The following is a 26,599-nucleotide window of genomic DNA, read 5'->3' as shown; positions in this document are numbered from 1 at the left end:
CATGCCCCCCGTCTTCGCGCACGGCCGCCTGCGCCTCTACCTGCTCAAGCTGCTCGACGAGGCCCCGCGCCACGGCTACGAGGTCATCCGCCTCCTGGAGGAGCGCTTCCAGGGCCTCTACGCCCCCTCCGCGGGCACGGTCTATCCGCGCCTGGCCAAGCTGGAGGCCGAGGGCCTGGTCACCCACACCACCGAGGGCGGCCGCAAGGTGTACGCCATCACGGACGCCGGCCGCGCCGAGCTGGCCGACCGCAGCGGGGAACTGGCCGACCTGGAGCTGGAGATCCGCGAGTCGGTGGCGGAGCTGGCCGCCGAGATCCGGGCCGACGTACGGGGCGCCGCGGGCGACCTGCGCCGCGAGATGCGGGCGGCGGCGAGCAAGGCCCGCGCGGAGGGGGGCGCCGCGGAGCCGGGGGAGAACGACGCGTGGCGCGCCGCCAAGGAGGAGCTGCGCCGCGTCAAGCAGGAGTGGAAGGACCAGGCCCGGCGCGCCAAGGACGAGAGCCGCCGAGCCCGTGAGGAGGCCGAGCGGGCCCGCCGCCAGGCCCAGGAGGCCCAGGACCGCATGCAGCGCATAGCCCAGCGGGTCCAGCAGCAGGTCCAGGACGGCTTCACCCGCGGCGACTGGCCGACGGGCCTGCGCGAGGGACTGTCCGAACTGGCGAAGGAGTTCGGCGACTTCGGCAGGACGCACGGCAAGGACTGGGGCAAGGACTTCGGCTTCGGCCGGCCGGCCACCGCCACGGACGACGTCCGCGCCGCCACGGAGGACGTCCGCGCCGGTGAGAAGGACGTCCCCGTCGGCGAGGAGCCGTCGTGGGCCCACGAGGCCCCGACCGACGACCCGGCCCGTGACCTGGAGCGCCTCCTGGACCGCTTCCGCGACGACATCCGCGACGCGGCCCGCGACCACGGCGTCACCCAGGCCCAGCTCCGCGAGGCCCGCCGCCACCTCTCCACGACGGCGGCCCACATCGGGGCACTGCTGCGCACGGAGAAGCGGTAACGACGGCCGCGGGAACCGCCCCGTGCGCGCCCGCCACGGGGTCGGCCCCAGGGGGTGTCTGGTAAATGAGCGCGGGAGAAGGAGCGGCTTCTGGTGCGTGGGATCGCAAGGCGCCGAACCGCCCTCGTAGCGGAGCTACCAGGGCGGTTCGGCAACGCGGCTGGGGGTGCCCCCTGTGGGAGAGTGCGTGCCAGGAGCCGCGACGCCGCGGACATTTGTCAGACACCCCCTAGGCGGGCCCCACGCGGCGGGGGGCATCGGGCGGGCGTCGCCGGGGACGCGCGGCCGGACACGCGCCGGCCGCTCGTGCCGCCGGGCGGCACGGCCGCCGGACAGGCAGCCGCGCGTCGCCCTCGCCGGGCACGTTCACCCCGCGCGACCGGCCCACCGGCAGACGCCCGAGTACAGCCGGCCGCGGTCGCCAGCCGGGTCGCGTCGGCGTCGAGCAGGGCGCAGACGGTGCGCAGCGGGCCTGCCGCGCACCGGTAGAGGCCGTCGACGCCGTGCGGCCGGCCCCGCCCACCGCCCCCCGCCAGGCTCGCCCACCGGGCTCGTCCATCGGCCCACCAGGCCCGTCGCGGCCTTGACGCGACCGGGCCCCCGCATCTCACCCGGCGCGCCCGGCCCCGCCTCATCTCACCCCGCCTTGGCCGCGCTCCCCGCTCCCCCCTCCCCCAGCACCCGCGTCACCGACTCGTACGTCACCCCGTGGTCCGCGAGGACCTCAGCGGCGACGCCGGGGAGGGTCGTGAGGGCGAGCAGGATGTGCTCGTCGCCGATGTAGCGCTCGCGGCGGGCGAGGGCGACGCGCAGGGACTTCTCCAGCACGTCCTTCGCGTCCCGGCCGAAGGAAGGGCGACGGCGCCCCGGCCGCCACGCCCCCGACAGGGCCCCGACGCCGTGCGTCTCCTCCACCCGCGCGACGACCTCCGTGACGTCGATCCCCAGCCCGGCCAGCGCGTCCGCCTCCGCCTGCGTCAACCCCGCCCGCCGCCGCGCCTCCTCCAGCGCCCGCGTCACCGAGTCCGTGCGCTCGGCGAGCCCCAGCGCGGCCAGCGCGAACGCCCCCTTCCCCGCCCCGTGGTCCAGCAGCGCGAGCAGCAGATGCCCGGCGCCCACGGTCCCCGCCCCCGACCGCTCGCAGTGCTCCAGGGCGCCCTTCACCACGTTGCGGGCGTCCTTGGTGAACCGTTCGAACATCATCGCCTCCCGTACTTCTTGTGCACGGCCTGCCTGCTCACTCCCAGCTCCGCGGCGATCTCCTGCCACGACCAGCCCTGTTGGCGCGCACTGCGCACCTGCACGGCCTCCAACTGCTCCAGCAGCCGGCGCAGCGCGGCGACCGCCCGCAGACCGACCCTCGGGTCACGATCACCGGCCCGCTCGGCGAGATCCGTCGCATCCGTCATGGTGTCAACATAGGTTGACACCAGGGGTCGCGTCAACCGAAGTTGACAGCGCGGGCGGGAAAAACGGCGGGCACGCAAACGGCGGGCCCGGAACCCCGGACCCGCCGTACGTCGACCCGCCGCTCAGGACGCCGTCAGGGCACCCTGACGGCCGTCAGAACACCCTCACGACCCCGTCAGCACGATCTTCCCGAACTGTTCGCCCGCCGCCAGCCGCTCGAACCCCTCACGGGCCCGGTCCAGCGGCAGCACCTCGTCGATGACGGGACGCACCCCCGTGGCGGCGCAGAAGGACAGCAGGTCCTCCAGTTCGTCCTTCGTCCCCATCGTCGACCCGACGACCTTCAGCTCCAGGAAGAAGATCCGCGTCAGCTCGGCGTGCGACGGCCGGTCCCCGCTGGTCGCACCGGAGATCACCAGCGTGCCTCCGGGCCGCAGCGACTTCACCGAGTGCGACCACGTCGCCGCGCCCACCGTCTCGATCACGGCGTCCACCCGCTGCGGCAGCCGCGCGCCCGGCTCCAGCGCCTCCACGGCCCCCAGTTCGAGCGCCCGCTTCCGCTTGGCCTCGTCCCGGCTGGTGGCGAACACCCGCAGCCCGGCGGCCCGGCCGAGCACGATCGCGGCCGTGGCGACACCACCGCCGGCGCCCTGCACGAGCACCGAGTCCCCGGGCCGCACCCCGGCGTTGGTGAACAGCATCCGGTACGCCGTCAGCCACGCCGTCGGCAGGCAGGCGGCCTCCTCGAAGGACAGTTCCTTCGGCTTGGGCAGGATGTTCCACGTCGGCACGGCGACGCGCTCGGCGAACGTGCCCTGGTAGCGCTCGGTGAGGATGGACCGCGGCTCCTTCGGCCCGACGCCGTGTCCGGTCTGGCCGATGACGGAGTGCAGGACGACCTCGTTGCCGTCCGCGTCGATTCCGGCGGCGTCGCAGCCGAGGATCATCGGCAGCCGATCCTCGGTGAGGCCCACACCGCGCAGGGACCAGAGGTCGTGGTGGTTGAGGGAGGCGGCCCTGACGTCGACCGCGCTCCAGCCGGGCGGGGGCTCGGGAGCCGGTCGCTCCCCCAACTCCAGGCCGGTGAGCGGCTGGTCGCGGTCGATTCGGGCGGCGTAGACAGCGAACATGGGAGCGACGATAGGGTTCCGCCCCGCCGCAGGGAACCGCGTGGCCCTGTGACACATGCCCTCTTGCCACCCGGACGGCCGTACGCCCCGGTAAAAACCCGCACAGGCCGGGCTCCGACTCCCCTCGACACCTGCTCGACCTGCTCGACGCACACACGAAGAGGCCCCGCCCGTTCTCGGGCGGGGCCTCCTCCAGGCCGGTTCGGCGGCTCGCCTCACGGCCTCACGGCCGTGCCGTCACCGTGTCACCGCCGCGCCACGCCCTCCGCCCGGGCCGCCGCGGCCACCGCCGCGGTGACCGCGGGGGCGACCCGCTCGTCGAACGGCGAGGGGATGACGTAGTCGGCCGCCAGATCGTCGCCCACGACGCCCGCCAGCGCCTCGGCCGCCGCGAGCTTCATGCCCTCGGTGATCCGCGACGCCCGCACCTGGAGCGCGCCCGCGAAGATGCCGGGGAACGCCAGCACGTTGTTGATCTGGTTCGGGAAGTCCGACCGCCCGGTCGCCACGACCGCCGCGTACTTGTGCGCCACCTCGGGGTGCACCTCGGGGTTCGGGTTCGCCATGGCGAAGACGAACGCGCCCTCGGCCATCGAGGCCACCGCCGCCTCCGGGACCGTACCGCCGGAGACGCCGATGAAGACGTCGGCGCCGGCCAGCGCGGCCTCCAGGGACCCGGTCAGCCCCGCCCTGTTGGTGAAGGAGGCGAGTTCCCGCTTGACCGGCGTGAGGTCGTCCCGGTCGGCCGAGACCACGCCCTTGCGGTCGGCCACCGCGACGTCCCCGACGCCGGCCTCGACCAGCATCCTGGCGATCGCGACGCCCGCCGCACCGGCGCCCGAGATGACCGCCCGCAGATCGGCGAGACCGCGCCCGCTGAGCCGCGCGGCGTTGCGCAGCGCGGCCAGCGTGACGACGGCCGTGCCGTGCTGGTCGTCGTGGAAGACCGGGATGTCCAGCCGCTCCTGGAGCCGGCGCTCGATCTCGAAGCACCGGGGCGCCGAGATGTCCTCCAGGTTCACGCCGCCGAAGGACGGGGCGAGGCGGACCACGGTCTCGATGATCTCGTCGACGTCCGTGCAGGCCAGGGCGATGGGGACGGCGTCGACGCCGCCGAACTGCTTGAAGAGGATGGCCTTGCCCTCCATCACGGGGAGGGAGGCCTCGGGCCCGATGTCACCGAGCCCCAGCACGGCCGTGCCGTCGGTCACGACGGCGACGACGGACGACTTCCACGTGTAGTCGTGGACCAGGTCCGGCTGCTCGGCGATCGCGGTGCACACCTTCGCGACCCCGGGCGTGTATGCGAGGGACAGGTCGTCCTTGTCGCGGACCGGCACGGTGGCCTGCACGGCCATCTTGCCGCCGCGGTGCAGCGCGAACGCCGGATCGAAGGAATCGAGGGGCTCCGCCCCGCCCTCCTGCTCCGTACTGCTGTCGCTGCGAGGATTGACGATCTCCGCTGCCACTTTGTCGTACCCCTTAAATCTTCATCGGTTGAGGGTGGGACCACTCCTGGTGAGGGGTGGGCGGGGACGCGCAGAGCCCTGTCGTTGATGCAGGTGGACGTCTGCGCGACGGGCGCGCCGCACACGCGCCCTGAGCCCCGGATGAGGGGTGTGAAGAACCTTCTTACCGGACCGAGGGTGCCGCCGACGAGTCCATAACGTGAAGGTCACCTCCCGGTGACATGACTCATACCCGGGCGACTGGACAGGTCCATATTCCAAGACGCCACCGAAGATTCTCCGGCCGGAAGCACGGATTCCCGTAGATGGTCCGGTCGTGATGTACCGGATGGTGTGGTTCGGGGATCACCCGTTATCCGATTTTGACATGGGCGGTCACCTGAATGGTTCCGTCCGAATGGCAAGATGCCCTAATCACACGGGGTCGCGACACTCGAAGGCGTGTGTTCTTGTCGACCCACGGCATCTGCCGAACCCATCGGCCGGTGCCGGCCCCCATCGGCACACCACCCATCCGCCGGAGGAACCCACAATGACCGCAAGCACCACCCGTCGTCCGACCGCCGCGCGTTCCCGGCTAGCAGCGGTCGGTGCGATCGCGGTCGCAGGCACCCTGCTTCTCACCGGCTGCGGTGACCAGACGGAGGACGGCGGCTCGGACAGCGCGGACACCGCGTCCGCCGCCGCGGCCCCGCTGGCCGACAAGCTGCCCAAGGAGATCCGCGACAAGGGCGTCGTGAAGGTCGGCTCGGACATCGCGTACGCGCCGGTCGAGTTCAAGGACGAATCCGGCAAGACGGTGGGCATCGACCCCGACCTCGCCGCGGCGATGGGCAAGCAGCTCGGCGTGACGTTCGAGTTCGAGAACGGCACCTTCGACACCCTTCTCGGCGGTCTGCGCTCCGACCGCTACGACATGGCCATGTCGGCCATGACGGACTCGAAGGAGCGGCAGCAGGGCATCGACCCCGAGACCGGCAAGCAGGTCGGCGAGGGCGTCGACTTCGTCGACTACTTCATCGCCGGCGTGTCGATCTACACCAAGAAGGGCGACACCCAGGGCATCGAGACCTGGGCCGACCTGTGCGGCAAGAAGCTGGTCGTCCAGCGCGGCACGACCTCCCACGACCTCGCCAAGGCCGAGGCGAAGAAGTGCCCCGCGGGCAAGAAGCTTGCCATCGAGGCCTTCGACAACGACCAGCAGGCCCAGACCCGCCTGCGCTCGGGCGGCGCGGACGCCGGTTCCTCCGACTTCCCGGTCGCCGCGTACGCGGTGAAGACCTCCGGCGGCGGCAAGGACTTCGAGCTGGTCGGCGAGCAGGTCGAGGCCGCCCCGTACGGCATCGCCGTCGCCAAGAACGACACGCAGCTGCGGGACGCGCTGCAGGCCGCGATGAACGCGATCATCGAGAACGGCGAGTACCAGAAGATCCTCGAGAAGTGGGGCGCCGAGGACGGCGCCATCGAGGAAGCCACCATCAACGGAGGCAAGTGACCGACGGCTCGGCCGGCGGCACTGAAAGGCAACACCCGTGACTGTTGACATCGACAAGTCGGACGGCCCGGCGGGCACCCCGCCGGCCGGCCCGGAGGCCATCAGGGCCGTCCCGGTCCGGCACTACGGCCGCTACGCCTCCGCGGCGATCGCCCTCGCCATCTTCGCCTCGCTCATCTGGGCGTTCGCGAACGGCGACATCAACTGGGGCGCGATCCCCGACTACTTCTTCAACGACCGCATCCTCACCGGCGTCCGCGAGACCCTCTGGCTGACGTTCCTGTCCATGGTCATCGGCATCGCCGGCGGCCTGCTGCTGGCCGTGATGCGGCTGTCGAAGAACCCGGTGACGTCGTCGATCGCCTGGTTCTACATCTGGTTCTTCCGCGGCACCCCGGTCCTGGTCCAGCTGTTCGTCTGGTTCAACCTGGGCTTCGTCTTCGAGTACGTGAACCTCGGCCCGTTCTACAAGGACGAGTGGTCGGACTTCATGACGCCGTTCCTGACGGCGCTGCTCGGCCTCGGCCTCAACGAGGCCGCGTACATGGCGGAGATCTGCCGCGCCGGTCTGCTGGCGGTCGACGAGGGCCAGACCGAGGCGGCGCACGCGCTCGGCATGAGCCACTCCAAGACGCTGCGCCGGATCGTGGTCCCGCAGGCGATGCGCGTGATCGTGCCGCCGACGGGCAACGAGGTCATCAACATGCTGAAGACCACCTCGCTCGTCGCGGCGGTCCAGTACTACGAGCTCCTGCGCTACGCCCAGGACATCGGCACGACCTCGGGCGCCACCGTCGAGATGCTGTTCCTCGCGGCGGCCTGGTACCTGATCCTCACCTCCGTCCTCAGCGTCGGCCAGTACTACGTGGAGCGCTACTACGCCCGCGGCTCCAGCCGCCAGCTGCCGCCCACCCCGTGGCAGCGGGTCCGTGCCCACCTGACGTCCTTCTCCAGCCGCAAGGGGGTCACGGCATGACGAACGCGATGGTCAAGGCCGAGGGCGTCCACAAGTCCTTCGGCCAGGTCGAGGTCCTCAAGGGCATCGACCTGGAGGTGAAGGCCGGCGAGGTGTTCTGCCTCATCGGCCCCTCCGGCTCCGGCAAGTCGACCTTCCTGCGGTGCATCAACCACCTGGAGAAGATCAACGCCGGGCGGCTGTACGTCGACGGCGAGCTGGTCGGCTACCGCCAGAAGGGCGACAAGCTCTACGAGCTGAAGGACAACGAGGTCGCGCTCAAGCGCCGGGACATCGGCATGGTCTTCCAGCGCTTCAACCTGTTCCCGCACATGACGGCCGTCGAGAACATCATGGAGGCGCCGGTCCAGGTCAAGGGCGTCGGCCGGCAGCAGGCCAGGGACCGCGCGATGCAGCTGCTGGAGCGCGTGGGGCTGGCCGACAAGGCCGGGAACTACCCCTCGCAGCTCTCCGGCGGCCAGCAGCAGCGCGTGGCCATCGCCCGGGCGCTGGCCATGGAGCCGAAGCTGATGCTGTTCGACGAGCCGACCTCGGCCCTGGACCCGGAGCTGGTCGGCGACGTCCTCGACGTCATGCGCGACCTGGCCGAGTCCGGCATGACCATGGTCGTCGTCACCCACGAGATGGGCTTCGCCCGCGAGGTGGGCGACAGCCTGGTCTTCATGGACGGCGGCGTGGTCGTCGAGTCCGGCGACCCGCGCCAGGTCCTGACCGACCCGCAGCACGAGCGGACGAAGGCGTTCCTGTCCAAGGTGCTGTGACGGCGAGCGCCACCGAGGGGCGGTACGGAGCCGGTCTCCGTGCCGCCCCTCGCGCGTACTCCGCGGACCACCCGCCGACCGGGTAATACGCTGGAATCAGCACCGCCCATTACGCCCACCGACCGTTACGTTGAGGACCGAAGTGGAACTGGCCTACTACTCGGACTACGCCGTGCGCCTCGTCAACAGCGAGGAGCCGGCCCGGGGCAAGGACGCGCTGACCTCGGTGGAGGCCGTCCGGGAGCTGTTCGTCAACCAGTCGGCGGCCCGCCGGGCGACCGAGGCGGACGTCACCCGGTTCCGGTCGGTGCGGGCGCGGCTGCGGGCGGTCTTCGAGGCGGCGGACGCCGGAGACGAGACCCTGGCGGTGGATCTGCTGAACTCGCTGCTGCTGGAGTTCCCGGTGAGCCCCCAGATCTCCGGCCACGACCTGCGCGACGACGACGGCCGCCCGCTGTGGCACATGCACCTGGCGGACCACCCGTCGAACGCGACCGCCGGCTACGCGGCCATCGCCGCGATGGGCCTGGCCTTCCACCTCACCGAGCACGGCGTGGACCGGCTGGGCCTGTGCGAGGCGGCCCCGTGCCGCAACGCCTACCTGGACACGTCCACCAACCGCTCCCGGCGCTACTGCTCCGACCGCTGCGCGACCCGCGCCAACGTCGCCGCCTACCGCGCCCGCAAACGCCTGGAGGCCGACCGGTCCGGCCGCACCGGCCTGACCGCCGAGAGCGCCCAGCGCGCCACCGCGAGCGGCGACCGCTGATCGGCCCGGCGCGGCCGGTACCGCAGCAGCACCCGCCCGAGGACCAGTTCCTCCGGTACGACGCCGTAGTCCCTGCTGTCGCCCCCCGCGTACGCGTTGTCCCCCAGCACCCACCAGCCGGCCTCCCGGCGCTCGGCGGCCCGCTTGACGACGAGCAGGTCCTGCTGGAAGGGATGGCGGAGCACGATCACGTCCCCCGGCCTGACCCGGGCGCCGTAGCGCACCACGAGCTGGTCGCCGTGGTACAGCGTGGGCACCATGGACGGCCCGGTCACCTCGGCCGGCCCATAGCGCGGCCCGCCCCGGCGCTCGCTCTCCTGCGACAGTTCCGGCATGCCCGGCACCTCCCCGGTCCGTTACTCCACCAGTCCCAGTCTCACCCCGGACTTTTGTCCTAAGCCCAAGGGGGCACCCGCGAAAACCCGTGGCGCAGGGAGTAATGTCCCACCTGAGAAGACGATCACGAGGAAGGAATGCTCCATGCTTTCCCGCCTGTTTGCCCCCAAGGTCAAGGTCAGCGCGCACTGCGACCTGCCCTGCGGCGTGTACGACCCGGCCCAGGCCCGCATCGAGGCGGAGTCGGTGAAGGCCGTGCAGGAGAAGATGGCCGCCAACGACGACCCGCACTTCCAGGCGCGTGCCACCGTCATCAAGGAGCAGCGCGCCGAGCTGGCGAAGCACCACGTCTCCGTGCTGTGGAGCGACTACTTCAAGGCCCCGCACTTCGAGAAGTACCCCGAGCTGCACCAGCTGGTCAACGACGCCCTGAAGGCCCTCTCGGCCGCCAAGGCGTCCACCGACCCGGCGACGGGCCAGAAGGCCCTGGACTACATCGCCCAGATCGACAAGATCTTCTGGGAGACGAAGAAGGCCTGACCCGAGGCCCTGTCCGCACGACCCGCGATCGGTGCACCATTGCAGGTCGCAGCGGCGACAACCGGGACGGCCCGACCGCGACAGGCGGTCGGGCCGTTCTGCGTTCCGGGTTCGTTCGTCGAGGTCCCGGCGCGGCCCTACGCTTGCCGCCGTGAACAGACGCAGGCGGAAGAAGCTGGCGCGCCGGCTGGTCGGGGCGGCGGTGTTCGAGGACGTCCGTGCCGTGGGCGCGCTGGTGCGGGCGGGGGCCGATCCCGACGGGGCCGACGCCGACGGCACCACGCCGCTCTACGCCGCCGCGGTCGGGGGAGCGGCCGAGGCCGTCGCCCGGCTGCTGGAGGCGGGGGCGTCACCGAACCGGGAGAGCCGTGGGGAGACGGACGGCACCCCGCTGTGCGCGGCCGCCGCGTGGGGGCACGTCGACGTGGTGCGGCTGCTCCTCGCCCACGGCGCCGACCCGTTGCTGCGCGAGGACGACGGGGAGGGCCTGTCTCCCCTGGAGTGGGCCGAGCGCGGTGGTCACGCCGAGACGGCCGCGGTGATCCGCGCGGCCGGCGCCTGATCGTCGTACGGCTGCCTCACGGCCGGGCATCGGCGCCACCGGGTTCCCCGTCCCCCAGGCGGGCCGCCCGCGCGTACAGGTAGCGCTGTTCCGGCAGGCTGAGGGTGTGGCGCGCCGCCGACTCGTAGGCGGCGCGTGCGGCGTCGTACGCGCCCGTGCGCTCCAGCAGGTGGGCCCGGACGGCGTCCAGGCGGTGGGAGACCGGGGTCGTGTCGCCCGCCAGGGCGTCGAGTTCGGCCAGGCCCGCTTCGGGGCCGTGGGCCATGGCGACCGCCACCGCGCGGTTCAGGCGCTCCACCGGGCCCGGCACGAGGCGGACCAGGACGTCGTACAGGCCCAGGATCTCCGCCCAGTCGGTCTCCTCGGCCGAGGGCGCCTCGTCGTGGACGGCGGCGATGGCGGCCCGCAGCTGGTACGGGCCCGGGCGGCCCGCCGACAGGGCGTGCGTGACCAGGGCGACGCCCTCCTCGATCGCCGCCCGGTCCCAGCGGTGCCGGTCCTGCTCGTCGAGCGGGACGAGTTCGCCGTGCGGGCCGGTGCGGGCGTCGCGGCGGGCGTCGGTGAGCAGCATCAGCGCCAGCAGACCGGCCACCTCGCCGTCGCCGGGCAGCAGCCGGTGCACGGCGCGGGTCAGCCGGATCGCCTCACGGGCCAGCTCCCGCCGCTGGAGGGCGGCGCCCGAGGTGGCCGTGTACCCCTCGTTGAAGATCAGATAGAGGGTGTGGAGCACGGCCGGCAGCCGCTGGGGCCAGTTCTCCGGCCGGCCGAAGCGCACCCCGCGCAGTTTCTGCTTGGCCCGGCTGATGCGCTGCGCCATCGTCGCCTCGGGGACCAGGTGGGCGCGGGCGATCTCCGCCGTCGTCAGGCCGCCGACCGCGCGCAGGGTGAGGGCGATCTGCGCGGGCTGGGTCAGGCCGGGATGGCAGCACAGGAAGAGCAGGGAGAGGGTGTCGTCCTCGCGCGGGGCCCGGTCCGCGCCGGGCGGCGGGACCGTGAACGCGTCCCTCGGGACGAGGGCCGCCGCCCGCTCCTCCCGCTGCCGGCGCGCCTCCTCGCTGCGCAGGGCGTCCGTCAGCCGCCGCGAGGCGACCCTGATCAGCCAGCCGCGCGGATTGTCGGGGACCCCGTGCGCGGGCCACTGCCCGGCCGCCGCGAGCGACGCCTCCTGTACGGCGTCCTCCGCGGCGTCGAAATGGCCGTACCGCCGCACGAGCGCCCCGAGGACCTGCGGCGCGTGACGGCGCAGCAGGTCCTCGATGCCGTACGGCACTCCCACGACGGTCGGCGGCCCGTGCTCAGCACAGGTCGCCGGAGCCGTCCTGGATGGGCCGGATCACCACCGGGTAGTCCTTGGTGCCCTCCGGGACGGGGCACCGGGTGATGCGGTCGGCGATCTCCGTGACCCGCTCCAGGCTCGCGCAGTCCAGGACCCAGTAACCGGCCAGCAGTTCCTTGGTCTCGCCGTACGGCCCGTCCGTGACCACCGTCCTGCCGTCCTCGCCGCGCGTGACGAACCGGGTCCGCTCGGGGTCGGTCAGGCCCTGGGCGTCGACGAGTTCGCCGGTCTCGGAGAGGTCGTCGTTGATCGCGCCCATGAAGGCGTACATGGCCTGCAGCTGTTCCTCGCTCCAGGCCGGCGCCTCCGGGGAGCCCTTGCCGCGCATCGCGTCGTAGTCCGCCTGCGATCCCTGCACCATGACCAGGTACTTCATGATTCCGCTCCTTCGGCCGGGCCGCCTCCGTCAGGCGGCTCTCACAGGGGACGTCGGAGCCGGTCCCGGATTCTCGACACGCAGCCGGGTTCCTTCGGGCTCTTTTTCCGTGGCGTGTCCCGCGGCGTGCTCGTGCTGTGGGGCGCCGGGACGGTCAGCCGGCGGTGGGGCCGGGCATGCGGTCGGCCTTGTTCCCGGCCGGCTCCGTGGTCCCGGCGCTCTCGGCGGATGCCGCGGGTTCCGCGGGTTCCGTGGTGTGCGGGTGCTGGTGTTCGTGCTCGCCGCCCTCGGCGTACGCCGCGCACTCCGGGTTCCGGCATGGGCCGGGGACCCACTTCGGCACCCATGCGCCCGGCGTCCTGTGACGCCGGACCACACTTTCGACGGGCTGCCCGCAGTCGGGACAGACGTGCTTTCCTCTGTCCATGTCCTCAGAGTAGGGCCGGGCGGGGCTCAGCGCTCCCTGCTGTACGTCCGCACCACCACACCGGGGCCGACCGTGCGCACCGAGTCCAGGGCGAACGCGTCCACCGCGAACCCGGAGCCGAACATCGGCATGCCGCTGCCCAGCACGATCGGGTACGTCTTGATCACCAGCTCGTCGATCTCGCCGATCAGCTCACCGGCGAGCCGTGAGCCGCCGCAGAGGTAGATGCCGAGCGGGCCGTCCTCGGCCTTGAGCTCCCGGACCCTGCCGACCAGGTCGTCGGAGATGATCTCGACGTTCGGGTCGGGCGACCGGGTCAGGGTGCGCGAGGCGACGTACTCGCGCAGGTGGGCGTACGGACTGGTGACGCCCTCGTCGAGCGCGAGGTCGTAGCTGGCGCGGCCCTGGACGATGGTGTCGAACCGCTTGTTCGGCAGGTCGTCGACGCCGAGCGCCCGGCGGCTCCGGGTGGGCAGCGTCTCCGGGTACTCCGCCTTGACGTACTCCAGGAACTCCGCGTCCACGTAACGGAACATGGCGGAGGCGTCGCCGCCCGGGTCGCCGATGAACCCGTCGATCGAGCAGGCGATGTAGTAGGTGAGCTTTCGCAAGCTGTTCTCTTCTCGTAGGCTGCGGGCGTCCAACCACTTCGGTTGTCGTGCTTCAGTTGTAGTACTTCGACTGTAGTGGTGGCAAGGGGTTTCACGCCGGCAGTGCTCGGCCGAGGAAAGTGGGAGAGGGGATTCCGTATGGCGGGTAATCCGGAGCGCCGGGCGGCGCTCGTCGACGCCGGGATCGAGGTGCTCGCACGGGAGGGGGCGCGGGGGCTGACCTTCCGCGCGGTGGACGCCGAGGCCGGGGTGCCCGTGGGCACGGCCTCCAACTACTTCGCCTCCCGCGACGACCTGCTGCGCCAGATCGACGGGCGGCTGCACCGGCGTCTCGCGCCCGACCCGGAGGTGCTCGGCGACCTGATGACGGCGCCGAGGGACCGCTCCCTCGTCGCCGCCCTCATGCACGACCTGATGTCCCGCGCGACCGGCGACCGCACGGGCTATCTGGCGCTGCTCGAACTGCGGCTGGAGGCGACCCGGCGTCCGGAGCTGCGCGCCTCGTACACCGAGTCGGTGCGCGGGGACCTGGAGTTCGGCATGCGCTTCCACCGCGAGGCCGGGCTGCCGGGCGGCGACGAGACCGTGGCCGTCCTCTATCTGGCGATGCTCGGCCTGTGGGTCGACCACTTGACGCTGCCGGGCGTGCTGGACGGGGCGCTGCCCGGCGTTTCGGTGCCGGAAGGGCTGGTGGAGCTGATCGTGGGGGCGGTGGTGCCCGAGGGGTAGGGGGCGGTGGCGGCCGGGAGGTGGGGCGGTGGTTGCCCAGGTACGGGGAGGAGGGCTCCGCTTCGGGGGGGGTGTGGGTGTCAGGTGCGGGGCTCGCGCCACATCGGCTACGTCGGAGCCGTCGGGCAACCGCAAGGGCTGCCCGGGAGTGCGAAGCCGCGGCGCTCATACAGGCGGCGGCTGCCCCTGTCCGCCGGCCGACGTCTGCGCATGGCGGTTGAGCCCGGCTGCCGACGGCTGACACGGGTGGGGGCGGGGGACGGGGCCCGCACACCGTGGGGATGTGCGGGACCCGTCGGGGCCGGAGCCGTCGGCGGGCGTGCGGGGTCAGGAACCGCACGGTCCCGGTGGCTCCGGGGTCTGTCGGGTGCTCTCGGCTCTCAGGTGCTGCGCCGGGTCACGAGCTGTGCTCAGGTGGTGCGCCGGGTCACGAACGCCGCCAGGGAGAGCAGGCCGGCCGCCCGCTCCGGGTCCGGGAGCGCCCGGGCCAGCTCCCGCGTCGCCCGCGCCATGTGCGTGGCCGCCCGCTCCTGCGCCCAGGTCCGTCCGCCCGCCCGCTCCACGGCGCGGATCGCGGGGTCCAGGTCGCCGCCGTCGTACGGGAGCGCGTACAGCTCGGCGAGTTCGGCCGCCGCCGGGGTGCCCGACGTGAGCGCCGCGACCACCGGGAGGGACTTCTTGCGGGCGGCCAGGTCCGCTCCGGCCGGCTTGCCGGTGCGCAGCGGGTCACCCCATATGCCCATGATGTCGTCGATGAGCTGGAAGGCCAGCCCGGCCTCCCGGCCGAACCCGTCCAGCGCCTCGACGTCCGCGGCCGGCGCCCCGGCGTAGAGGCCGCCGATCGCGCATGCGCACCCCAGCAGCGCCCCGGTCTTCGCCTCGGCCATGGCGAACACCTCGTCGAGGGCGACCTCCGTGGGCTGCCGCCGCTCCAGTGCCGTGTCGGCCTGCTGACCGGCGCACAGTTCGACGACGCAGTCCGCGATCCGGGCCGTCGCGGTCAGGGACGCCGGGTGCGGGTCGCGGGCCAGGATGCGCTGTGCCAGCGCGTGGAGCGCGTCCCCGGTGAGGACGGCGTCGGCGTCGCCGAACACCGTCCAGGCCGTGGGGCGGTGGCGACGGGTGGTGTCCCGGTCCATCAGGTCGTCGTGGAGCAGGGTGAAGTTGTGCACCACTTCCACCGCCGCGGCGGCCGGTACCGAGGCCGCCTCGGCCTTTTCCCCGCCGAAGGCGCGGGCCGCGGCGAGGACGAGGGCGGGGCGTATCGCCTTGCCGGCGCCGCCCGGACCGCCCGCACGCCCCCGGGCGTCGTCCGCGGGCCCCGGACCGCCCGGGCTGCCGTCCGCGGCGCCGCCGGGGTGCTCCCAGCCGAAATGGTGGAGCGCGACCCTGCGCAGCGGGGCGGGCAGCGACTCCAGGGCCGAGCGCAACGCGGGATCGACGGCCGCCCGTGCCCGCGCCAGGAGCGTCCTCGCCTCGTGCCCGTCGGCCGGCCCCGGACCCGGACCGCCGTCCGGGTGCGGCGCTGCGACGGCGCCCGGGCCCGCGGGCGCCGTCAAGGAGTCGGTCATCGGATCGAGTTCTCCCCTCGGAGAGTCCCCGGACGGCGGCCGTCCCACCGGGCGCACACTCCCGAGGTCTACCCGTCTGAAGGGCCTGGGACACGCCGGCACGGGACGCGTCACCTCCAGCGGCCGATCTCGACGTTCTCCAGGACCCCGAGCGCGTCCGGGACGAGGACCGCGGCCGAGTAGTAGGCGGTCACCAGGTAGTTGATGATCGCCTGCTCGTTGATGCCCATGAAGCGCACCGACAGGCCCGGCTCGATCTCGTCCGGGATGCCGGACTGCCTCAGTCCGATGACGCCCTGGTCCTCCTCGCCGAGGCGCATGGCGATGACGGAGGTGGTGCGGGCCTCGGTGACGGGAATCTTGTTGCACGGGTAGATCGGGACGCCGCGCCAGGTGGGGATGCGGGTGCCGCCGACGTCGATCGTCTCCGGGACCAGTCCCCGCCGGTTCAGCTCCCGGCCGAACGCGGCGATCGCGCGCGGGTGGGCGAGCAGCAGCCCGGTCCCGCGCCGGCGGCTGAGCAGTTCGTCCATGTCGTCGGGGCCCGGCACGCCGTCGTGCGGCTGAATGCGCTGGTCGTACTCGCAGTTGTGCAGGAGACCGAACTCGCGGTTGTTGACCAGCTCGTGTTCCTGGCGTTCCCTCAACGCCTCGACGGTGAGCCGAAGTTGCTGTTCGGTCTGGTCCATGGGCTGGTTGTAGAGGTCGGCCACGCGCGTGTGGATGCGCAGCACGGTCTGGGCGATGCTCAGTTCGTACTCGCGCGGCCGGGCCTCGTAGTCGACGAAGGTGTGCGGGATCCGCGGCTCGCCGGTGTGGCCCGCGGCGAGGTCGATCTCCTTCTCGCCGTACGGGTTGGTGCGCTGGGCGGGGATGGACCGCTGCCGCCGCAGGTGCGCGCGCAGCGAGTCTGAGCGCGCCGCGACCCGCTCGACCTCCTGCCGGCTCAGCACCAGGACCGTGCAGGGGGTGACCGCCCGCACGGTGTACTCCCAGATGGCGCCCGGGTCGAGCAGGGCCTGCTCGCCGAGGTAGGCGCCGTCGGCGAGGACGCCGAGGCTCTCGTCCTCGCCGTAGGGACCCGTGCCGATCTTCTCGACGCGGCCGTGGGCCAGCAGGTACACCTCGTCGGCCCGGCTGCCGAAGCCGGTGATCACCTCCCCGGGGGCGATCTCGCGCTGTTCGCAGCGCCGGGCCAGTTCGGTCAGCACGTCGTCGTCCGCGTACGCGCGCAGCGCGGGCAGCTCGGCCAGTTCGGCGGGGACGACCTCGACGCGGTCGCCGGTCTTGACGAAGGTGACGCGTCCGTCGCCCACGGCGTAGGTCAGTCGTCGGTTCACCCGGTACGTGCCGCCCTGCACCTCCACCCAGGGCAGCATGCGCAGCAGCCAGCGGGAGCTGATCTCCTGCATCTGGGGTACGGACTTGGTGGTCGTGGCCAGGTTCCGTGCGGCCGCCGTGCCAAGGCTCTGCTGCGGCCCGTCCTGCTCCGCGCGGACCTCTTCGCCTACCGACATAAGGAATTGCCCTCCCGTCATGCCCTGGCGGCGGTCTGCCGCCGGGCATCGATCTCACGGGCAACCCTTCCATCACCCAGTGTGTTCGTTCCATTACCCGAAAGAGCGGGAATGGATCATCGCGGGCTGGGCATGCCCGCGAAACCGCCGCCTCCGGCCGTGACCGACAATGGAGCCGTGACCAGCCCCGACGCCCTCGCCGCCCTGGGTCCCCAGCTGCCCTCGCCGGTCCTGGAGGTGCGCGACGAACGGTTCGACCGGCGCGGGATCCGGCTGCTCCTCAAGCGCGACGACCTGATCCACCCCGACCTCGTCGGCAACAAGTGGCGCAAGCTGGCTCCCAACCTCGCCGCGGCGGACGGTCGTCCGGTGCTGACCTTCGGCGGCGCCTACTCCAACCACCTGCGGGCCACCGCCGCGGCGGGCCGCCTCCTGGGCCTGCCCACGATCGGTGTGGTGCGCGGCGACGAACTGGCCGGCCGGCCGCTCAACCCCTCTCTCGCTCGGTGCGCGGCCGACGGAATGCGCCTGCATTTCGTCGACAGATCGATGTATCGATGCAAGACCGAGCCGGACACGCTCGCGTCGGTGCTGCGCGCGGCCTCCGCCGAGGACGCCCTCGTCCTGCCCGAGGGCGGCAGCAACGCGTCCGCCGTGCGCGGCTGCCGGGCCCTCGGCGAGGAGCTGCGCCCGCTCGCCGACGTCGTCGCGGTCGCCTGCGGCACCGGCGGCACGCTGGCGGGCCTTGCAGCGGGCCTCGCACCCGACCGGAGGGCCCTCGGCATACCGGTCCTCAAGGGCGGCTTCCTCGCCGACGGCATCCGGGCCCTTCAGCAGCGGGCCTTCGGCGGGCCGCGCGGCGACTGGCGCCTCGACGGCCGCTTCCACTTCGGCGGCTACGCCCGCACGACCCCCGAACTGCACGTCTTCGCCGACGACTTCGAGCAGCGCCACGGCGTGCCCGTCGAACGTCTCTATGTCGCCAAAATGCTGTACGCGCTGGCCGTCCTGGCCGAGGAAGGCGCCTTCGCCCGCGGGACGACGGTCGCGGCCGTCGTCACCGGCCGCCCGTTTCCCTGAGCACACCGCTTCCGCCCGCACGCGGCGCGCCGCTCCCCGCCCGCGCGCCGCCTTCCCGACGCCGCCGATGGTCCCGGGCGCTCCGCTTCACGTCGTCGTCTCCCGGTACGCCGCCGCCTCCTCCAGGTCGAGCCTGCGCAGCAGGGAGCGGAGCATCTCGTCGTCGATGTGTCGCAGGTCGCGCAGCTTGACGAAGACCTCGCGCTCGGCGCCGATCATCTCGCGCGCGAGCCGGCGGTAGGTGTCGTCGGCGGTCTCGCCCGTTACGGGATTGGCCTGGCCGAGACGTTCCCAGACGGCGTTGCGGCGGCGTTCCAGAACCGAGCGCAGCCGGTCGGCGAGGGGCTCGGGCAGGGCGTTGCGCTCGTCGGCGAGGAGGGCGTCGAGGCGCTGCTCTGCGGCGCGGGAGGCCTGCGCCTGGGCGTTGGCCTCGGCGAGGGTCTCGGCCTGCCGGTCCCGGCCGGGCAGTTCGAGCAGCCGGATCAGCGGCGGCAGCGTCAGTCCCTGGACGACGAGCGTGCCGATGACGGTCGTGAAGGTGAGGAACAGGATCAGGTTGCGGCCGGGGAAGGGCTCGCCGCCGTGGACGGTCACGGGGATGGAGAACGCGATCGCGAGCGACACCACGCCCCGCATCCCCGCCCACGAGATGACGAACGCGCCCTTCCAGGTGGGGTTCTCCTCCCTCTCGCGGATGCGCGCCGACAGCATCCGGGGCAGGAAGGTCCCCGGGAACACCCACACGAACCGGGCCACGACGACCACCAGGAGCAGCGCCACCGCGTACCAGGCGGCGTCCAGGCCCTCGTACTCCCCGAGTCCCTTGAGGACCACCGGCAGTTGCAGTCCGATCAGCGCGAACACCGCCGACTCCAGGACGAACGCGACCATCTTCCACACCGCCTCCTCCTGGAGGCGGGTCGCGAAGTCGACCTCCCACGCGCGGTGCCCGAGATAGAGGGCGACGACGACCACCGCGAGGACGCCGGAGGCGTGGAACTGCTCGGCGACGCCGTAGGCGACGAACGGGATCAGCAGGGAGAGGGTGTTCTGGAACAGCGCCTCCTTCACATGGGTGCGCAGCCAGTGCAGCGGGATCATCAGGACCAGCCCGACGCCCACACCGCCGATCGCCGCCAGCAGGAACTCGCCGATCCCGTCGGCCCAGGTGGCGCCCTCGCCGACGGCCGCCGCGAGGGCCACGCGGTAGGCGGTGATGGCGGTGGCGTCGTTCACCAGGGACTCGCCCTGGAGGATCGTGGTGATCCTCGACGGCAGGCCGACGCGGCGGGCGATCGCCGTCGCCGCGACCGCGTCCGGCGGGGCCACCACCGCGCCCAGCACGAGGGCGGCGGTCAGCGGCAGCCCCGGCACGAGCAGATAGGCCGCCCAGCCGACGGCGAAGGTCGCGAACAGCACGTACCCGACGGACAACAGCGCCACGGGCCGCAGTTGGGCCCGCAGATCGAGGTAGGAGCTGTCGACGGCGGCCGTGTGCAGCAGCGGCGGCAGCAGCAGGGGCAGCACGATGTGCGGGTCGAGCTCGTAGCCGGGGACGCCGGGGATGTACGAGACCACCAGTCCGGCCGCCACCAGCAGCAGCGGCGCGGGCACCGGGGTGCGCCGGCCCGCCGCGGCGATCGCCGCACTGCCCGCCACCAGCAGCAGCAGTGGCATCACGTCCATGATCTCGCCCGCCCTCGTATTCCGCGCGGCACCGCGCGCAGCCGTCGTAACCTGGCAATCATGAAACAGTGCACGCACGCCGACGCGCTGCCGCACCCGGAACCCGCTCCGCTCACCGACACCTGCCCGGAGTGCCTGGCCTCGGGCATGCATCCGGTGCAGTTGCGGCTCTGCCTCTCCTGCGGTCACGTCGGCTGCTGCGACTCCTCGCCGGGCCGGCACGCGACGGAACACCACAAGGAGTCCGGCCACCCGGTGATGCGGACGTTCGAACCGGGGGAGAATTGGCGTTGGTGCTTCGTCGATCACGTGCTCGTGTGAGCGGTCCGGTGTGAGTAGGGTGCGAGTCCGTCCCCTGCGGCCGGTATGCGGCACCGATCCGACGGTTCGCGCGTCTGACGTGTGGGTACGTCAATGCGGCGCGCGCTGTTCCCAATTGGGGCCGCCCACCCTCTAGCCACTGTGTGTATTCATGTGTTTACTATGAGTGACAGCAGGGGTTGGGGTCCCGGGGACAGGAATGTCGAGAGCGCGGTAGCGTCACCGCTGCACCACACGCGCGTTACCCCCGGGGGGCGACCCTCGGCCCTGTAGAGCTTGTACCACCTTGGAGGTGAGGGTGTCCCAGATCGCAGGCGAGCCCGCGACCCAGGACTTCGTGGAAGTCCGGCTGCCGGCCGCGGGTGCCTACCTGTCGGTGCTGCGGACGGCCACGGCCGGCCTCGCGGCCCGTTTGGACTTCACCCTCGACGAGATCGAGGACCTGCGCATCGCGGTGGACGAGGCCTGCGCGATCCTGCTGCAGCAGGCCGTGCCCGGCTCGGTGCTCAGCTGTGTCTTCCGGCTCGTCGACGACTCCCTGGAGGTCACCGTCTCGGCGCCGACCACGGACGGCCACGCGCCCTCGCGGGACACCTTCGCCTGGACCGTCCTGTCCGCCCTCGCGGGCAAGGTCTCCTCCGCCGTGGACGACGACAGAACCGTTTCGATCAGCCTCTACAAACAGCGCGGCGCGGGACCCGGGCCGGCGTGAGGGACGGGGACGGGCCGGTGCGGGACGAAGAGCGCGACACACGGGAGCTGCCTGCCGAGGACACCGGCGGCGCGGGCGGTGCGAGCGGTTTCCGGCGCATGGTGGACGGCATCGACGGCATCCCCGAGCAGGCCCGGCCGCATCCCGAGGACGACGCCGACGACACCGCGAGGGCCGGTCTCCCGGGCGACGGGCCCCTGGATCGGGAAGGCGCCGCACGGGGCGCGTCCGACGAGGAGCGGCGGATCGGGGGCACCCCTGTCCGGGCCGAGACGAGGCCCTGGGGAAGGGCGACGGGCGGGACGATGAGCGAGCACGAGCGATACTCCGAGGACGAGGCGCCGGCCGCGCCGAGCGCGCAGGCGGTCACCCAGGTCACCCAGCCCGTCACCCAGACCTCACCGGCCGCGCATCCCGCTCCCCAGGACCGCAGCGGAGCGCGCGCCATGTTCGTCGAGCTGCGCGCGCTCCCGGCCGGCAGTCCGGAGTACGCCGAGCTGCGCAACCAGCTGGTCCGGATGCACCTGCCGCTCGTCGAGCACCTCGCCCGCCGGTTCCGCAACCGGGGCGAGCCGCTGGACGACCTCACCCAGGTCGCCACCATCGGGCTGATCAAGTCGGTGGACCGGTTCGACCCGGACCGCGGCGTGGAGTTCTCGACGTACGCCACCCCGACGGTCGTCGGCGAGATCAAGCGGCACTTCCGCGACAAGGGCTGGGCGGTGCGCGTCCCGCGCCGGCTCCAGGAGCTGCGCCTGTCGCTGACCACGGCGACGGCCGAGCTGTCCCAGCTGCACGGCCGTTCCCCCACGGTCCACGAGCTCGCCGAGAAGCTGGCCATCTCGGAGGAGGAGGTCCTGGAGGGCCTGGAGTCGGCCAATGCCTACTCCACGCTGTCCCTGGACGTCCCCGACACCGACGACGAGTCCCCGGCGGTCGCCGACACCCTCGGCGCGGAGGACGAGGCGCTGGAGGGCGTGGAGTACCGGGAGTCGCTCAAGCCGCTGCTGGAGGACCTCCCGCCGCGCGAGAAGCGGATCCTGCTGCTGCGCTTCTTCGGCAACATGACGCAGTCGCAGATCGCGCAGGAGGTCGGCATCTCCCAGATGCACGTCTCCCGTCTGCTGGCCCGCACGCTGGCCCAGCTCCGGGAGAAGCTGCTGGTGGAGGAGTAGGCCGGGACGACGTCCGGGTCCGCCGCCCGGGCAGCCTCCAGGTCCGCCTCCCCGAGCCGCGGCCGGCCGGCGCGCCCTACCGGCGCCTCCGACCCGGCCGCCCGCACCCGCGTCCACGCCCGACCGCGCCGGGCGTCCGCGCCGGGCGTCCCTCTACTACCGGGACCGCTTCTTACGCTGCTGCTTCCCGCCTGGCCTGCCGGTGTTCCCGGCGGGCCCGCCGCTCTTCGGGCCGGAAGCGCCGGAACCACCGGCTGCGCCGGATCCGCCAACCCCGCCGGAAGCACTGGCCCCTCCGCGTGCCTCCGTCGCGGGCGGCTGGGCCGCCTCGCCCGGGCCTCGGATGCCGAGGGCCCGGTTCGTCTCGGGGTTGACCAGGAGCAGCAGGCCCGCGACGGCCACGGCCGCCAGGGCGATTCCCGCGGGGATGGCGATGCTGTCGGCCTGGAGCAGGTTGTAGGCGACGGGCAGCGCGATGATCTGCATGAAGACCGCCGGGCCCCGGCTCCAGCGGCGTCGGCGCAGCAGCCCGCGGGCGGCGAGCAGCGGCAGCAGCGCCAGCACGAGCAGGGTGAGGCCCCCGGTCACGGCCTGCTGCCGATTGTCCGCGCCGTCCGTCAGACCGAGCACGGCGATCCAGACGCCGCCGACCAGCAGGACGAGCCCTTCGAGCGCGACCAGCGCGGCGGCCGCGGTCAGCCGCACGGGACGGGGGCCCGCCTCTTCGGCGGCTTCGGGGCTGGGGTTGGCTTGAGAGCTCACGCCAGAAGGGTAGCCGTCGCGCCCCGGCCGCCCGTGTCGAGGTTCACGGCCCGATCCGGTCCCGAACCCCGGTCCGGCCTGTGCCCGGTACCACCCAGTAGGTACCCTGCCAGTCATGCGTGCACTTCTCGTGGTCAATCCGGCGGCAACCACTACGAGCGCACGTACGCGCGACGTCCTGATCCACGCCCTCGCCAGCGAGATGAAGCTGGAGGCGGTCACCACCGAGTACCGGGGGCACGCGCGTGACCTCGGCCGGCAGGCGGCGGAGAGCGACGAGATCGACCTGGTCGTGGCCCTCGGCGGCGACGGCACCGTCAACGAGGTCGTGAACGGACTGCTGCACGCCGGACCCGACCCGGACCGCCTCCCCGGCCTCGCCGTGGTCCCCGGCGGCTCCACCAACGTCTTCGCCCGTGCGCTGGGCCTGCCGAACGACGCCGTGGAGGCCACCGGCGCGCTGCTGGACGCGCTGCGCGAGGGTCGCGAGCGTACGGTCGGCCTCGGCCTGACCTCCGGCACGCCGGGCACCGAGGACGAGGCCGTGCCGTCGCGGTGGTTCACCTTCAACGCGGGGCTCGGCTTCGACGCCGGCGTGGTCGGCCGGGTCGAGCAGCAGCGCGAGCGCGGAAAGAAGTCGACGCACGCCCTGTATGTGCGCCAGGTGCTGCGCCAGTTGCTGGGCGAGCCGAGCCGGCGGCAGGGCCTGATCACTTTGGAACGCGCGGGTGAAGACCCGGTGACGAATCTCCTGCTGTGCATAGCGTCGAACACGGCTCCGTGGACCTTCCTCGGCAACCGGCCGATGTACGCCTCGCCCAGGGCGTCGTTCGACACGGGGCTGGACGTGTTCGGTCTCAGCCGGATGTCGACGGCCTCGGTTGCCCGGTATGGGACGCAGTTGCTCACTTCGTCCCCCGAGCGCGGACCCCATGGCAAGCACGCGGTCTCCCTGCACGACCTGACCGAGTTCACCTTGCATTCGAAGGCGCCGCTGCCCCTTCAGATGGACGGCGACCACCTGGGACTGCGCACCAGCGTGACGTTCACAGGCGTACGCCGTGCACTGCGTGTGATTGTGTGAGCGGAAAACGCCAAAGTCCTTTCACTCGAACGTTTAGGCCAGGATCCACCCCATGGAAGTACGGCTGTGACCTAGTCGACACCGAGGAATCAAAAAAAACTTTCCGGAAGGGGTTGTATCCGCCGCCGAGGTTTGCGAGTCTCTACATGGCGATCGGGACGGCCCGCAACACCGGCCTCCAGAGATCACCGGAACCCCTCACAAACCACGGACCACGCCGGGAAGATCCGGCGGGCGGCCCTTCACTTGTTGAGGGATTCGTGAAAGCGTTCACATTCACAAGCACTAGCACGTAATACCCAAGGAGAGGTAGCAGCCATGGACTGGCGTCACAACGCCGTTTGCCGCGAGGAAGACCCCGAGCTCTTCTTCCCCATCGGCAACACCGGTCCTGCGCTGCTGCAGATCGAGGAAGCCAAGGCCGTCTGCCGCCGCTGCCCGGTGATCGAGCAGTGTCTGCAGTGGGCGCTCGAGTCCGGTCAGGACTCCGGCGTCTGGGGTGGTCTCAGCGAGGACGAGCGCCGTGCGATGAAGCGCCGCGCCGCCCGCAACCGGGCCCGTCAGGCCTCCGCCTGACACAAGCCACCCCGCTGACAGCCTGAGCTTGGCGGCGCGTACAGCGAGTACGCACTCCCCCGCCTCCGAGTCGCAGCGCGCAGTACCCTGATTGCGCTTACGCTTCAACGAGCACGGCGAGCACTGGCCTCGGACCGACAAGGTCCGGGGCTTTTTGCTGTGCCGGCACTTCCGTACCGGCGCTCCCGGCGCGCCCCACGTCTCCGGGCGCCACCGGCGCCGGAAACCACCGGCCTGCCGGACCACCGGCGTGCGCGGCTCACTTCTGCGGGCGCACCGGGATGTCCAGGACGACCTGCGTGCCCCGCTCCGGCGCCGGGACCATGTCGAACGTGCCGCCCAACTCGCCCTCCACCAGCGTCCGTACGATCTGCAGGCCCAGGTTGCCGGAGGTGTGCGGGTCGAAGCCGTCGGGCAGGCCGACGCCGTCGTCCTGGACGGTGACCAGCAGACGGGCCTCCTTGGTGGTGCCGCCGCGGACGGCCGAGACCTCGACGGTGCCGGTGTCGCCCTCGCGGAAGCCGTGCTCCAGCGCGTTCTGCAGCACCTCGGTGAGGACCATCGACAGCGGGGTGGCGACCTCGGCGTCCAGGATGCCGAAGCGGCCGGTGCGCCGGCCGGTCACCTTGCCGGGGGAGATCTCGGCGACCATCGCCAGGACGCGGTCGGCGATCTCGTCGAACTCCACGCGCTCGTCCAGGTTCTGCGAGAGCGTCTCGTGCACGATGGCGATGGAGCCGACGCGGCGGACCGCCTCCTCCAGGGCCGCCCGGCCGCGTTCGGACTCGATGCGGCGGGCCTGGAGGCGCAGCAGGGCGGCGACGGTCTGGAGGTTGTTCTTCACCCGGTGGTGGATCTCCCGGATGGTGGCGTCCTTGGTGATCAACTCCCGTTCGCGCCGCCGCAGTTCCGTGACGTCGCGCAGGAGCACCAGCGAACCGATGCGGGTGCCCTTGGGTTTGAGGGGGATCGCCCGGACCTGGATCACGCCCTCGGAGGACTCGATCTCGAACTCGCGCGGGGCCCAGCCGCTGGCCACCTTGGCCAGCGCCTCGTCCACCGGACCGCGGGAGGGGGCGAGTTCGGCGGTCGTACGGCCGAGGTGGTGGCCGACGAGGTCGGCGGCGAGGCCGAGGCGGTGGTAGGCGGAGAGGGCGTTCGGGGAGGCGTACTGGACGATGCCGTCCGCGTCGAGCCGGATCAGGCCGTCGCCGACGCGGGGCGAGGCGTCCATGTCGACCTGCTGGTTGGCGAAGGGGAAGGCGCCGGCCGCGATCATCTGGGCGAGGTCGGAGGCGCTCTGGAGGTAGGTCAGCTCCAGGCGGCTCGGGGTGCGTACGGTGAGCAGGTTGGTGTTGCGGGCGATGACGCCGAGGACGCGGCCCTCGCGCCGGACCGGGATGGACTCGACGCGGACGGGGACCTCCTCGCGCCACTCCGGGTCGCCCTCGCGCACGATCCTGCCCTCGTCGAGCGCGGCGTCCAGCATGGGGCGGCGGCCGCGCGGGACGAGGTGGCCGACCATGTCGTCCTGGTAGGAGGTGGGGCCGGTGTTGGGCCGCATCTGGGCGACGGAGACGTAGCGGGTGCCGTCGCGGGTGGGGACCCACAGGACCAGGTCGGCGAAGGAGAGGTCGGAGAGCAGCTGCCACTCCGAGACCAGCAGATGGAGCCACTCGAGGTCGGAGTCGTCGAGGGCGGTGTGCTGGCGGACCAGTTCGTTCATGGAGGGCACGTCTGTGAGCGTACCCGTGCGGTTGTACGACGCTGAACCGTACGGCCCGGGAGACACCCGCGGGCCGCGGCGCCTGGGAGGGACCCTCAACCCTCCCGGCACCGCAGCCCGGAGCAATCATCGGCCGTGGGGTGTGCGGTCCCGATCGGCCGAAGGATGAGGAGCCGGGGCAGTCAGGGCAGAGAGCTCCGGTTCCTCGGTCCGCCTTCCTGTGCGGGGAAGACGGAGGCTGTGCGTCCCGCTGCGATTCCCTACGATTGTGGACTAGACCAGTGTCCGTGTCCATGCGCCGGGAGCCGCTTGTTGCCGGGGCCGTGCGTCGGAGGCTGTGCGGTTGTTCGCGCTTGGAAGCGTAACCCGGCCGGGTGGCCAGCGGGGCCACTTGGCGAGGGGAATTTTGCTCGCGATCCCCACTTCTTCCGGACGCTCCCGAGCCCACGCCCGCAA

General features: G+C 72.2%; 27 protein-coding genes and 1 pseudogene. 14 read left to right on the top strand and 14 right to left on the bottom strand.

Going from position 1 to position 26,599, the window contains the following annotated elements; all coding sequences use genetic code 11:
* The first annotated feature begins 1 nt into the window (after window position 1).
* Window positions 2–1,006: a PadR family transcriptional regulator gene (locus ABZY13_RS01010; RefSeq protein ID WP_356626565.1), complete on the top strand. Its 1,005-nt coding sequence runs from the start codon at window positions 2–4 to the stop codon at window positions 1,004–1,006.
* 636 nt (window positions 1,007–1,642) lie between these two features.
* Here ABZY13_RS01010 and ABZY13_RS01005 read toward each other — a convergent pair.
* The 4 genes from ABZY13_RS01005 to ABZY13_RS00990 all read right to left on the bottom strand — a co-directional run bounded on the left by ABZY13_RS01005 (window position 1,643) and on the right by ABZY13_RS00990 (window position 5,015).
* Window positions 1,643–2,206 (bottom strand): Clp protease N-terminal domain-containing protein, encoded by a 564-nt coding sequence (locus tag ABZY13_RS01005; protein ID WP_356626812.1) that lies wholly within the window; start codon window positions 2,204–2,206, stop codon window positions 1,643–1,645.
* Entirely contained in the window at window positions 2,206–2,415 is a 210-nt protein-coding gene (locus ABZY13_RS01000) for a helix-turn-helix domain-containing protein (RefSeq protein ID WP_356626564.1), read from the bottom strand. Before ABZY13_RS01000 ends, ABZY13_RS01005 begins: the two co-directional genes overlap by 1 nt.
* 165 nt (window positions 2,416–2,580) lie before the next feature.
* The gene (locus tag ABZY13_RS00995) at window positions 2,581–3,546 is read right to left on the bottom strand and encodes a zinc-binding dehydrogenase (RefSeq protein ID WP_356626562.1); all 966 of its coding nucleotides are present in this window, start codon (window positions 3,544–3,546) and stop codon (window positions 2,581–2,583) included.
* Between the two features lie 245 nt (window positions 3,547–3,791).
* On the bottom strand, window positions 3,792–5,015 hold the full coding sequence (locus tag ABZY13_RS00990; RefSeq protein WP_356626560.1) for an NADP-dependent malic enzyme: 1,224 nt from the start codon (window positions 5,013–5,015) through the stop codon (window positions 3,792–3,794).
* Window positions 5,016–5,547: 532 nt separating this feature from the next.
* On the opposite strand from ABZY13_RS00990, the gene ABZY13_RS00985 reads away from it, so the two are divergent.
* The 4 genes from ABZY13_RS00985 (at window position 5,548) to ABZY13_RS00970 (ending at window position 9,016) form a co-directional block, all read left to right on the top strand.
* Window positions 5,548–6,510 (top strand): ABC transporter substrate-binding protein, encoded by a 963-nt coding sequence (locus ABZY13_RS00985; protein ID WP_356626559.1) that lies wholly within the window; start codon window positions 5,548–5,550, stop codon window positions 6,508–6,510.
* Window positions 6,511–6,547: 37 nt separating this feature from the next.
* The gene (locus tag ABZY13_RS00980; protein ID WP_356626557.1) at window positions 6,548–7,486 is read left to right on the top strand and encodes an amino acid ABC transporter permease; all 939 of its coding nucleotides are present in this window, start codon (window positions 6,548–6,550) and stop codon (window positions 7,484–7,486) included.
* The gene (locus ABZY13_RS00975; protein WP_356626555.1) at window positions 7,483–8,247 is read left to right on the top strand and encodes an amino acid ABC transporter ATP-binding protein; all 765 of its coding nucleotides are present in this window, start codon (window positions 7,483–7,485) and stop codon (window positions 8,245–8,247) included. The genes ABZY13_RS00980 and ABZY13_RS00975 overlap by 4 nt, the downstream gene beginning before the upstream one ends.
* A 142-nt stretch (window positions 8,248–8,389) precedes the next feature.
* Window positions 8,390–9,016, top strand: coding sequence for a CGNR zinc finger domain-containing protein (locus ABZY13_RS00970; protein ID WP_356626810.1), 627 nt, complete (start codon window positions 8,390–8,392; stop codon window positions 9,014–9,016).
* On the opposite strand, the gene sodX is transcribed toward ABZY13_RS00970, so the two are convergent.
* A complete protein-coding gene (gene sodX, locus ABZY13_RS00965; RefSeq protein WP_356626554.1) occupies window positions 8,920–9,351 on the bottom strand; it encodes a nickel-type superoxide dismutase maturation protease in 432 nt (143 codons plus the stop codon). The genes ABZY13_RS00970 and sodX overlap by 97 nt on opposite strands.
* A gap of 145 nt (window positions 9,352–9,496) precedes the next feature.
* Here sodX and sodN point away from each other — a divergent pair, with 145 nt between their 5' ends.
* Complete coding sequence (sodN, locus tag ABZY13_RS00960) at window positions 9,497–9,892, top strand: superoxide dismutase, Ni (protein ID WP_067129094.1); 396 nt, start codon at window positions 9,497–9,499, stop codon at window positions 9,890–9,892.
* Window positions 9,893–10,043: 151 nt separating this feature from the next.
* Window positions 10,044–10,454, top strand: a complete 411-nt coding sequence (locus tag ABZY13_RS00955; RefSeq protein WP_356626552.1) for an ankyrin repeat domain-containing protein — start codon at window positions 10,044–10,046, stop codon at window positions 10,452–10,454.
* A gap of 16 nt (window positions 10,455–10,470) precedes the next feature.
* On the opposite strand, the gene ABZY13_RS00950 is transcribed toward ABZY13_RS00955, so the two are convergent.
* From ABZY13_RS00950 to ABZY13_RS00935, 4 genes are all read right to left on the bottom strand, one after another.
* On the bottom strand, window positions 10,471–11,724 hold the full coding sequence (locus ABZY13_RS00950; RefSeq protein WP_356626550.1) for a sigma-70 family RNA polymerase sigma factor: 1,254 nt from the start codon (window positions 11,722–11,724) through the stop codon (window positions 10,471–10,473).
* A gap of 25 nt (window positions 11,725–11,749) precedes the next feature.
* The gene (locus ABZY13_RS00945) at window positions 11,750–12,166 is read right to left on the bottom strand and encodes a YciI family protein (protein ID WP_356626548.1); all 417 of its coding nucleotides are present in this window, start codon (window positions 12,164–12,166) and stop codon (window positions 11,750–11,752) included.
* Window positions 12,167–12,320: 154 nt separating this feature from the next.
* Window positions 12,321–12,593: a hypothetical protein gene (locus ABZY13_RS00940; RefSeq protein ID WP_356626546.1), complete on the bottom strand. Its 273-nt coding sequence runs from the start codon at window positions 12,591–12,593 to the stop codon at window positions 12,321–12,323.
* Between the two features lie 26 nt (window positions 12,594–12,619).
* Window positions 12,620–13,204 carry a dihydrofolate reductase family protein gene (locus ABZY13_RS00935; RefSeq protein WP_356626545.1) on the bottom strand — a complete coding sequence of 195 codons (585 nt, stop codon included), beginning with the start codon at window positions 13,202–13,204 and terminating at the stop codon, window positions 12,620–12,622.
* Between the two features lie 138 nt (window positions 13,205–13,342).
* Between ABZY13_RS00935 and ABZY13_RS00930 the strand changes: the two genes are divergently transcribed.
* Window positions 13,343–13,933, top strand: coding sequence for a TetR family transcriptional regulator (locus ABZY13_RS00930; protein ID WP_356626543.1), 591 nt, complete (start codon window positions 13,343–13,345; stop codon window positions 13,931–13,933).
* A gap of 410 nt (window positions 13,934–14,343) precedes the next feature.
* Here the strand turns inward: ABZY13_RS00930 and ABZY13_RS00925 are convergent, their stop codons facing one another.
* Window positions 14,344–15,504, bottom strand: a complete 1,161-nt coding sequence (locus ABZY13_RS00925) for a polyprenyl synthetase family protein (RefSeq protein WP_356626541.1) — start codon at window positions 15,502–15,504, stop codon at window positions 14,344–14,346.
* 110 nt (window positions 15,505–15,614) lie between these two features.
* On the bottom strand, window positions 15,615–17,021 hold the full coding sequence (locus tag ABZY13_RS00920) for a family 2B encapsulin nanocompartment shell protein (RefSeq protein WP_356626540.1): 1,407 nt from the start codon (window positions 17,019–17,021) through the stop codon (window positions 15,615–15,617).
* A gap of 177 nt (window positions 17,022–17,198) precedes the next feature.
* Here ABZY13_RS00920 and ABZY13_RS00915 point away from each other — a divergent pair, with 177 nt between their 5' ends.
* Window positions 17,199–18,101, top strand: coding sequence for a pyridoxal-phosphate dependent enzyme (locus ABZY13_RS00915; protein WP_356626539.1), 903 nt, complete (start codon window positions 17,199–17,201; stop codon window positions 18,099–18,101).
* An 87-nt stretch (window positions 18,102–18,188) separates the two neighbouring features.
* Here ABZY13_RS00915 and ABZY13_RS00910 read toward each other — a convergent pair whose 3' ends face one another.
* Window positions 18,189–19,787, bottom strand: a complete 1,599-nt coding sequence (locus ABZY13_RS00910) for a Na+/H+ antiporter (RefSeq protein WP_356626538.1) — start codon at window positions 19,785–19,787, stop codon at window positions 18,189–18,191.
* A gap of 60 nt (window positions 19,788–19,847) precedes the next feature.
* On the opposite strand from ABZY13_RS00910, the gene ABZY13_RS00905 reads away from it, so the two are divergent.
* The 3 genes from ABZY13_RS00905 to ABZY13_RS00895 all read left to right on the top strand — a co-directional run bounded on the left by ABZY13_RS00905 (window position 19,848) and on the right by ABZY13_RS00895 (window position 21,995).
* The gene (locus ABZY13_RS00905; RefSeq protein ID WP_356626536.1) at window positions 19,848–20,108 is read left to right on the top strand and encodes a UBP-type zinc finger domain-containing protein; all 261 of its coding nucleotides are present in this window, start codon (window positions 19,848–19,850) and stop codon (window positions 20,106–20,108) included.
* Between the two features lie 298 nt (window positions 20,109–20,406).
* Complete coding sequence (locus ABZY13_RS00900; RefSeq protein ID WP_351923228.1) at window positions 20,407–20,820, top strand: anti-sigma regulatory factor; 414 nt, start codon at window positions 20,407–20,409, stop codon at window positions 20,818–20,820.
* Entirely contained in the window at window positions 20,817–21,995 is a 1,179-nt protein-coding gene (locus ABZY13_RS00895) for an RNA polymerase sigma factor SigF (RefSeq protein ID WP_356626535.1), read from the top strand. The genes ABZY13_RS00900 and ABZY13_RS00895 overlap by 4 nt, the downstream gene beginning before the upstream one ends.
* Before the next feature lie 330 nt (window positions 21,996–22,325).
* Here the strand turns inward: ABZY13_RS00895 and ABZY13_RS00890 are convergent.
* Window positions 22,326–22,757, bottom strand: a pseudogene (locus ABZY13_RS00890) (hypothetical protein); the annotation flags it as partial.
* 115 nt (window positions 22,758–22,872) lie between these two features.
* On the opposite strand from ABZY13_RS00890, the gene ABZY13_RS00885 reads away from it, so the two are divergent.
* Both ABZY13_RS00885 and ABZY13_RS00880 read left to right on the top strand, forming a co-directional pair.
* A complete protein-coding gene (locus tag ABZY13_RS00885) occupies window positions 22,873–23,841 on the top strand; it encodes a diacylglycerol kinase family protein (RefSeq protein ID WP_356626533.1) in 969 nt (322 codons plus the stop codon).
* 318 nt (window positions 23,842–24,159) lie between these two features.
* Entirely contained in the window at window positions 24,160–24,417 is a 258-nt protein-coding gene (locus tag ABZY13_RS00880; protein ID WP_003992873.1) for a WhiB family transcriptional regulator, read from the top strand.
* A gap of 259 nt (window positions 24,418–24,676) precedes the next feature.
* Here ABZY13_RS00880 and ABZY13_RS00875 read toward each other — a convergent pair whose 3' ends face one another.
* Window positions 24,677–26,143 carry a PAS domain-containing sensor histidine kinase gene (locus tag ABZY13_RS00875; protein WP_356626809.1) on the bottom strand — a complete coding sequence of 489 codons (1,467 nt, stop codon included), beginning with the start codon at window positions 26,141–26,143 and terminating at the stop codon, window positions 24,677–24,679.
* Between the last annotated feature and the right edge of the window lie 456 nt (window positions 26,144–26,599).

It is taken from the genome of Streptomyces sp. NPDC006610 (assembly GCF_040611575.1).
GTDB lineage: Bacteria > Actinomycetota > Actinomycetes > Streptomycetales > Streptomycetaceae > Streptomyces.
Note: the sequence above shows the minus strand (reverse complement) of the source record. Positions and strands in the feature narration are given on the sequence as shown.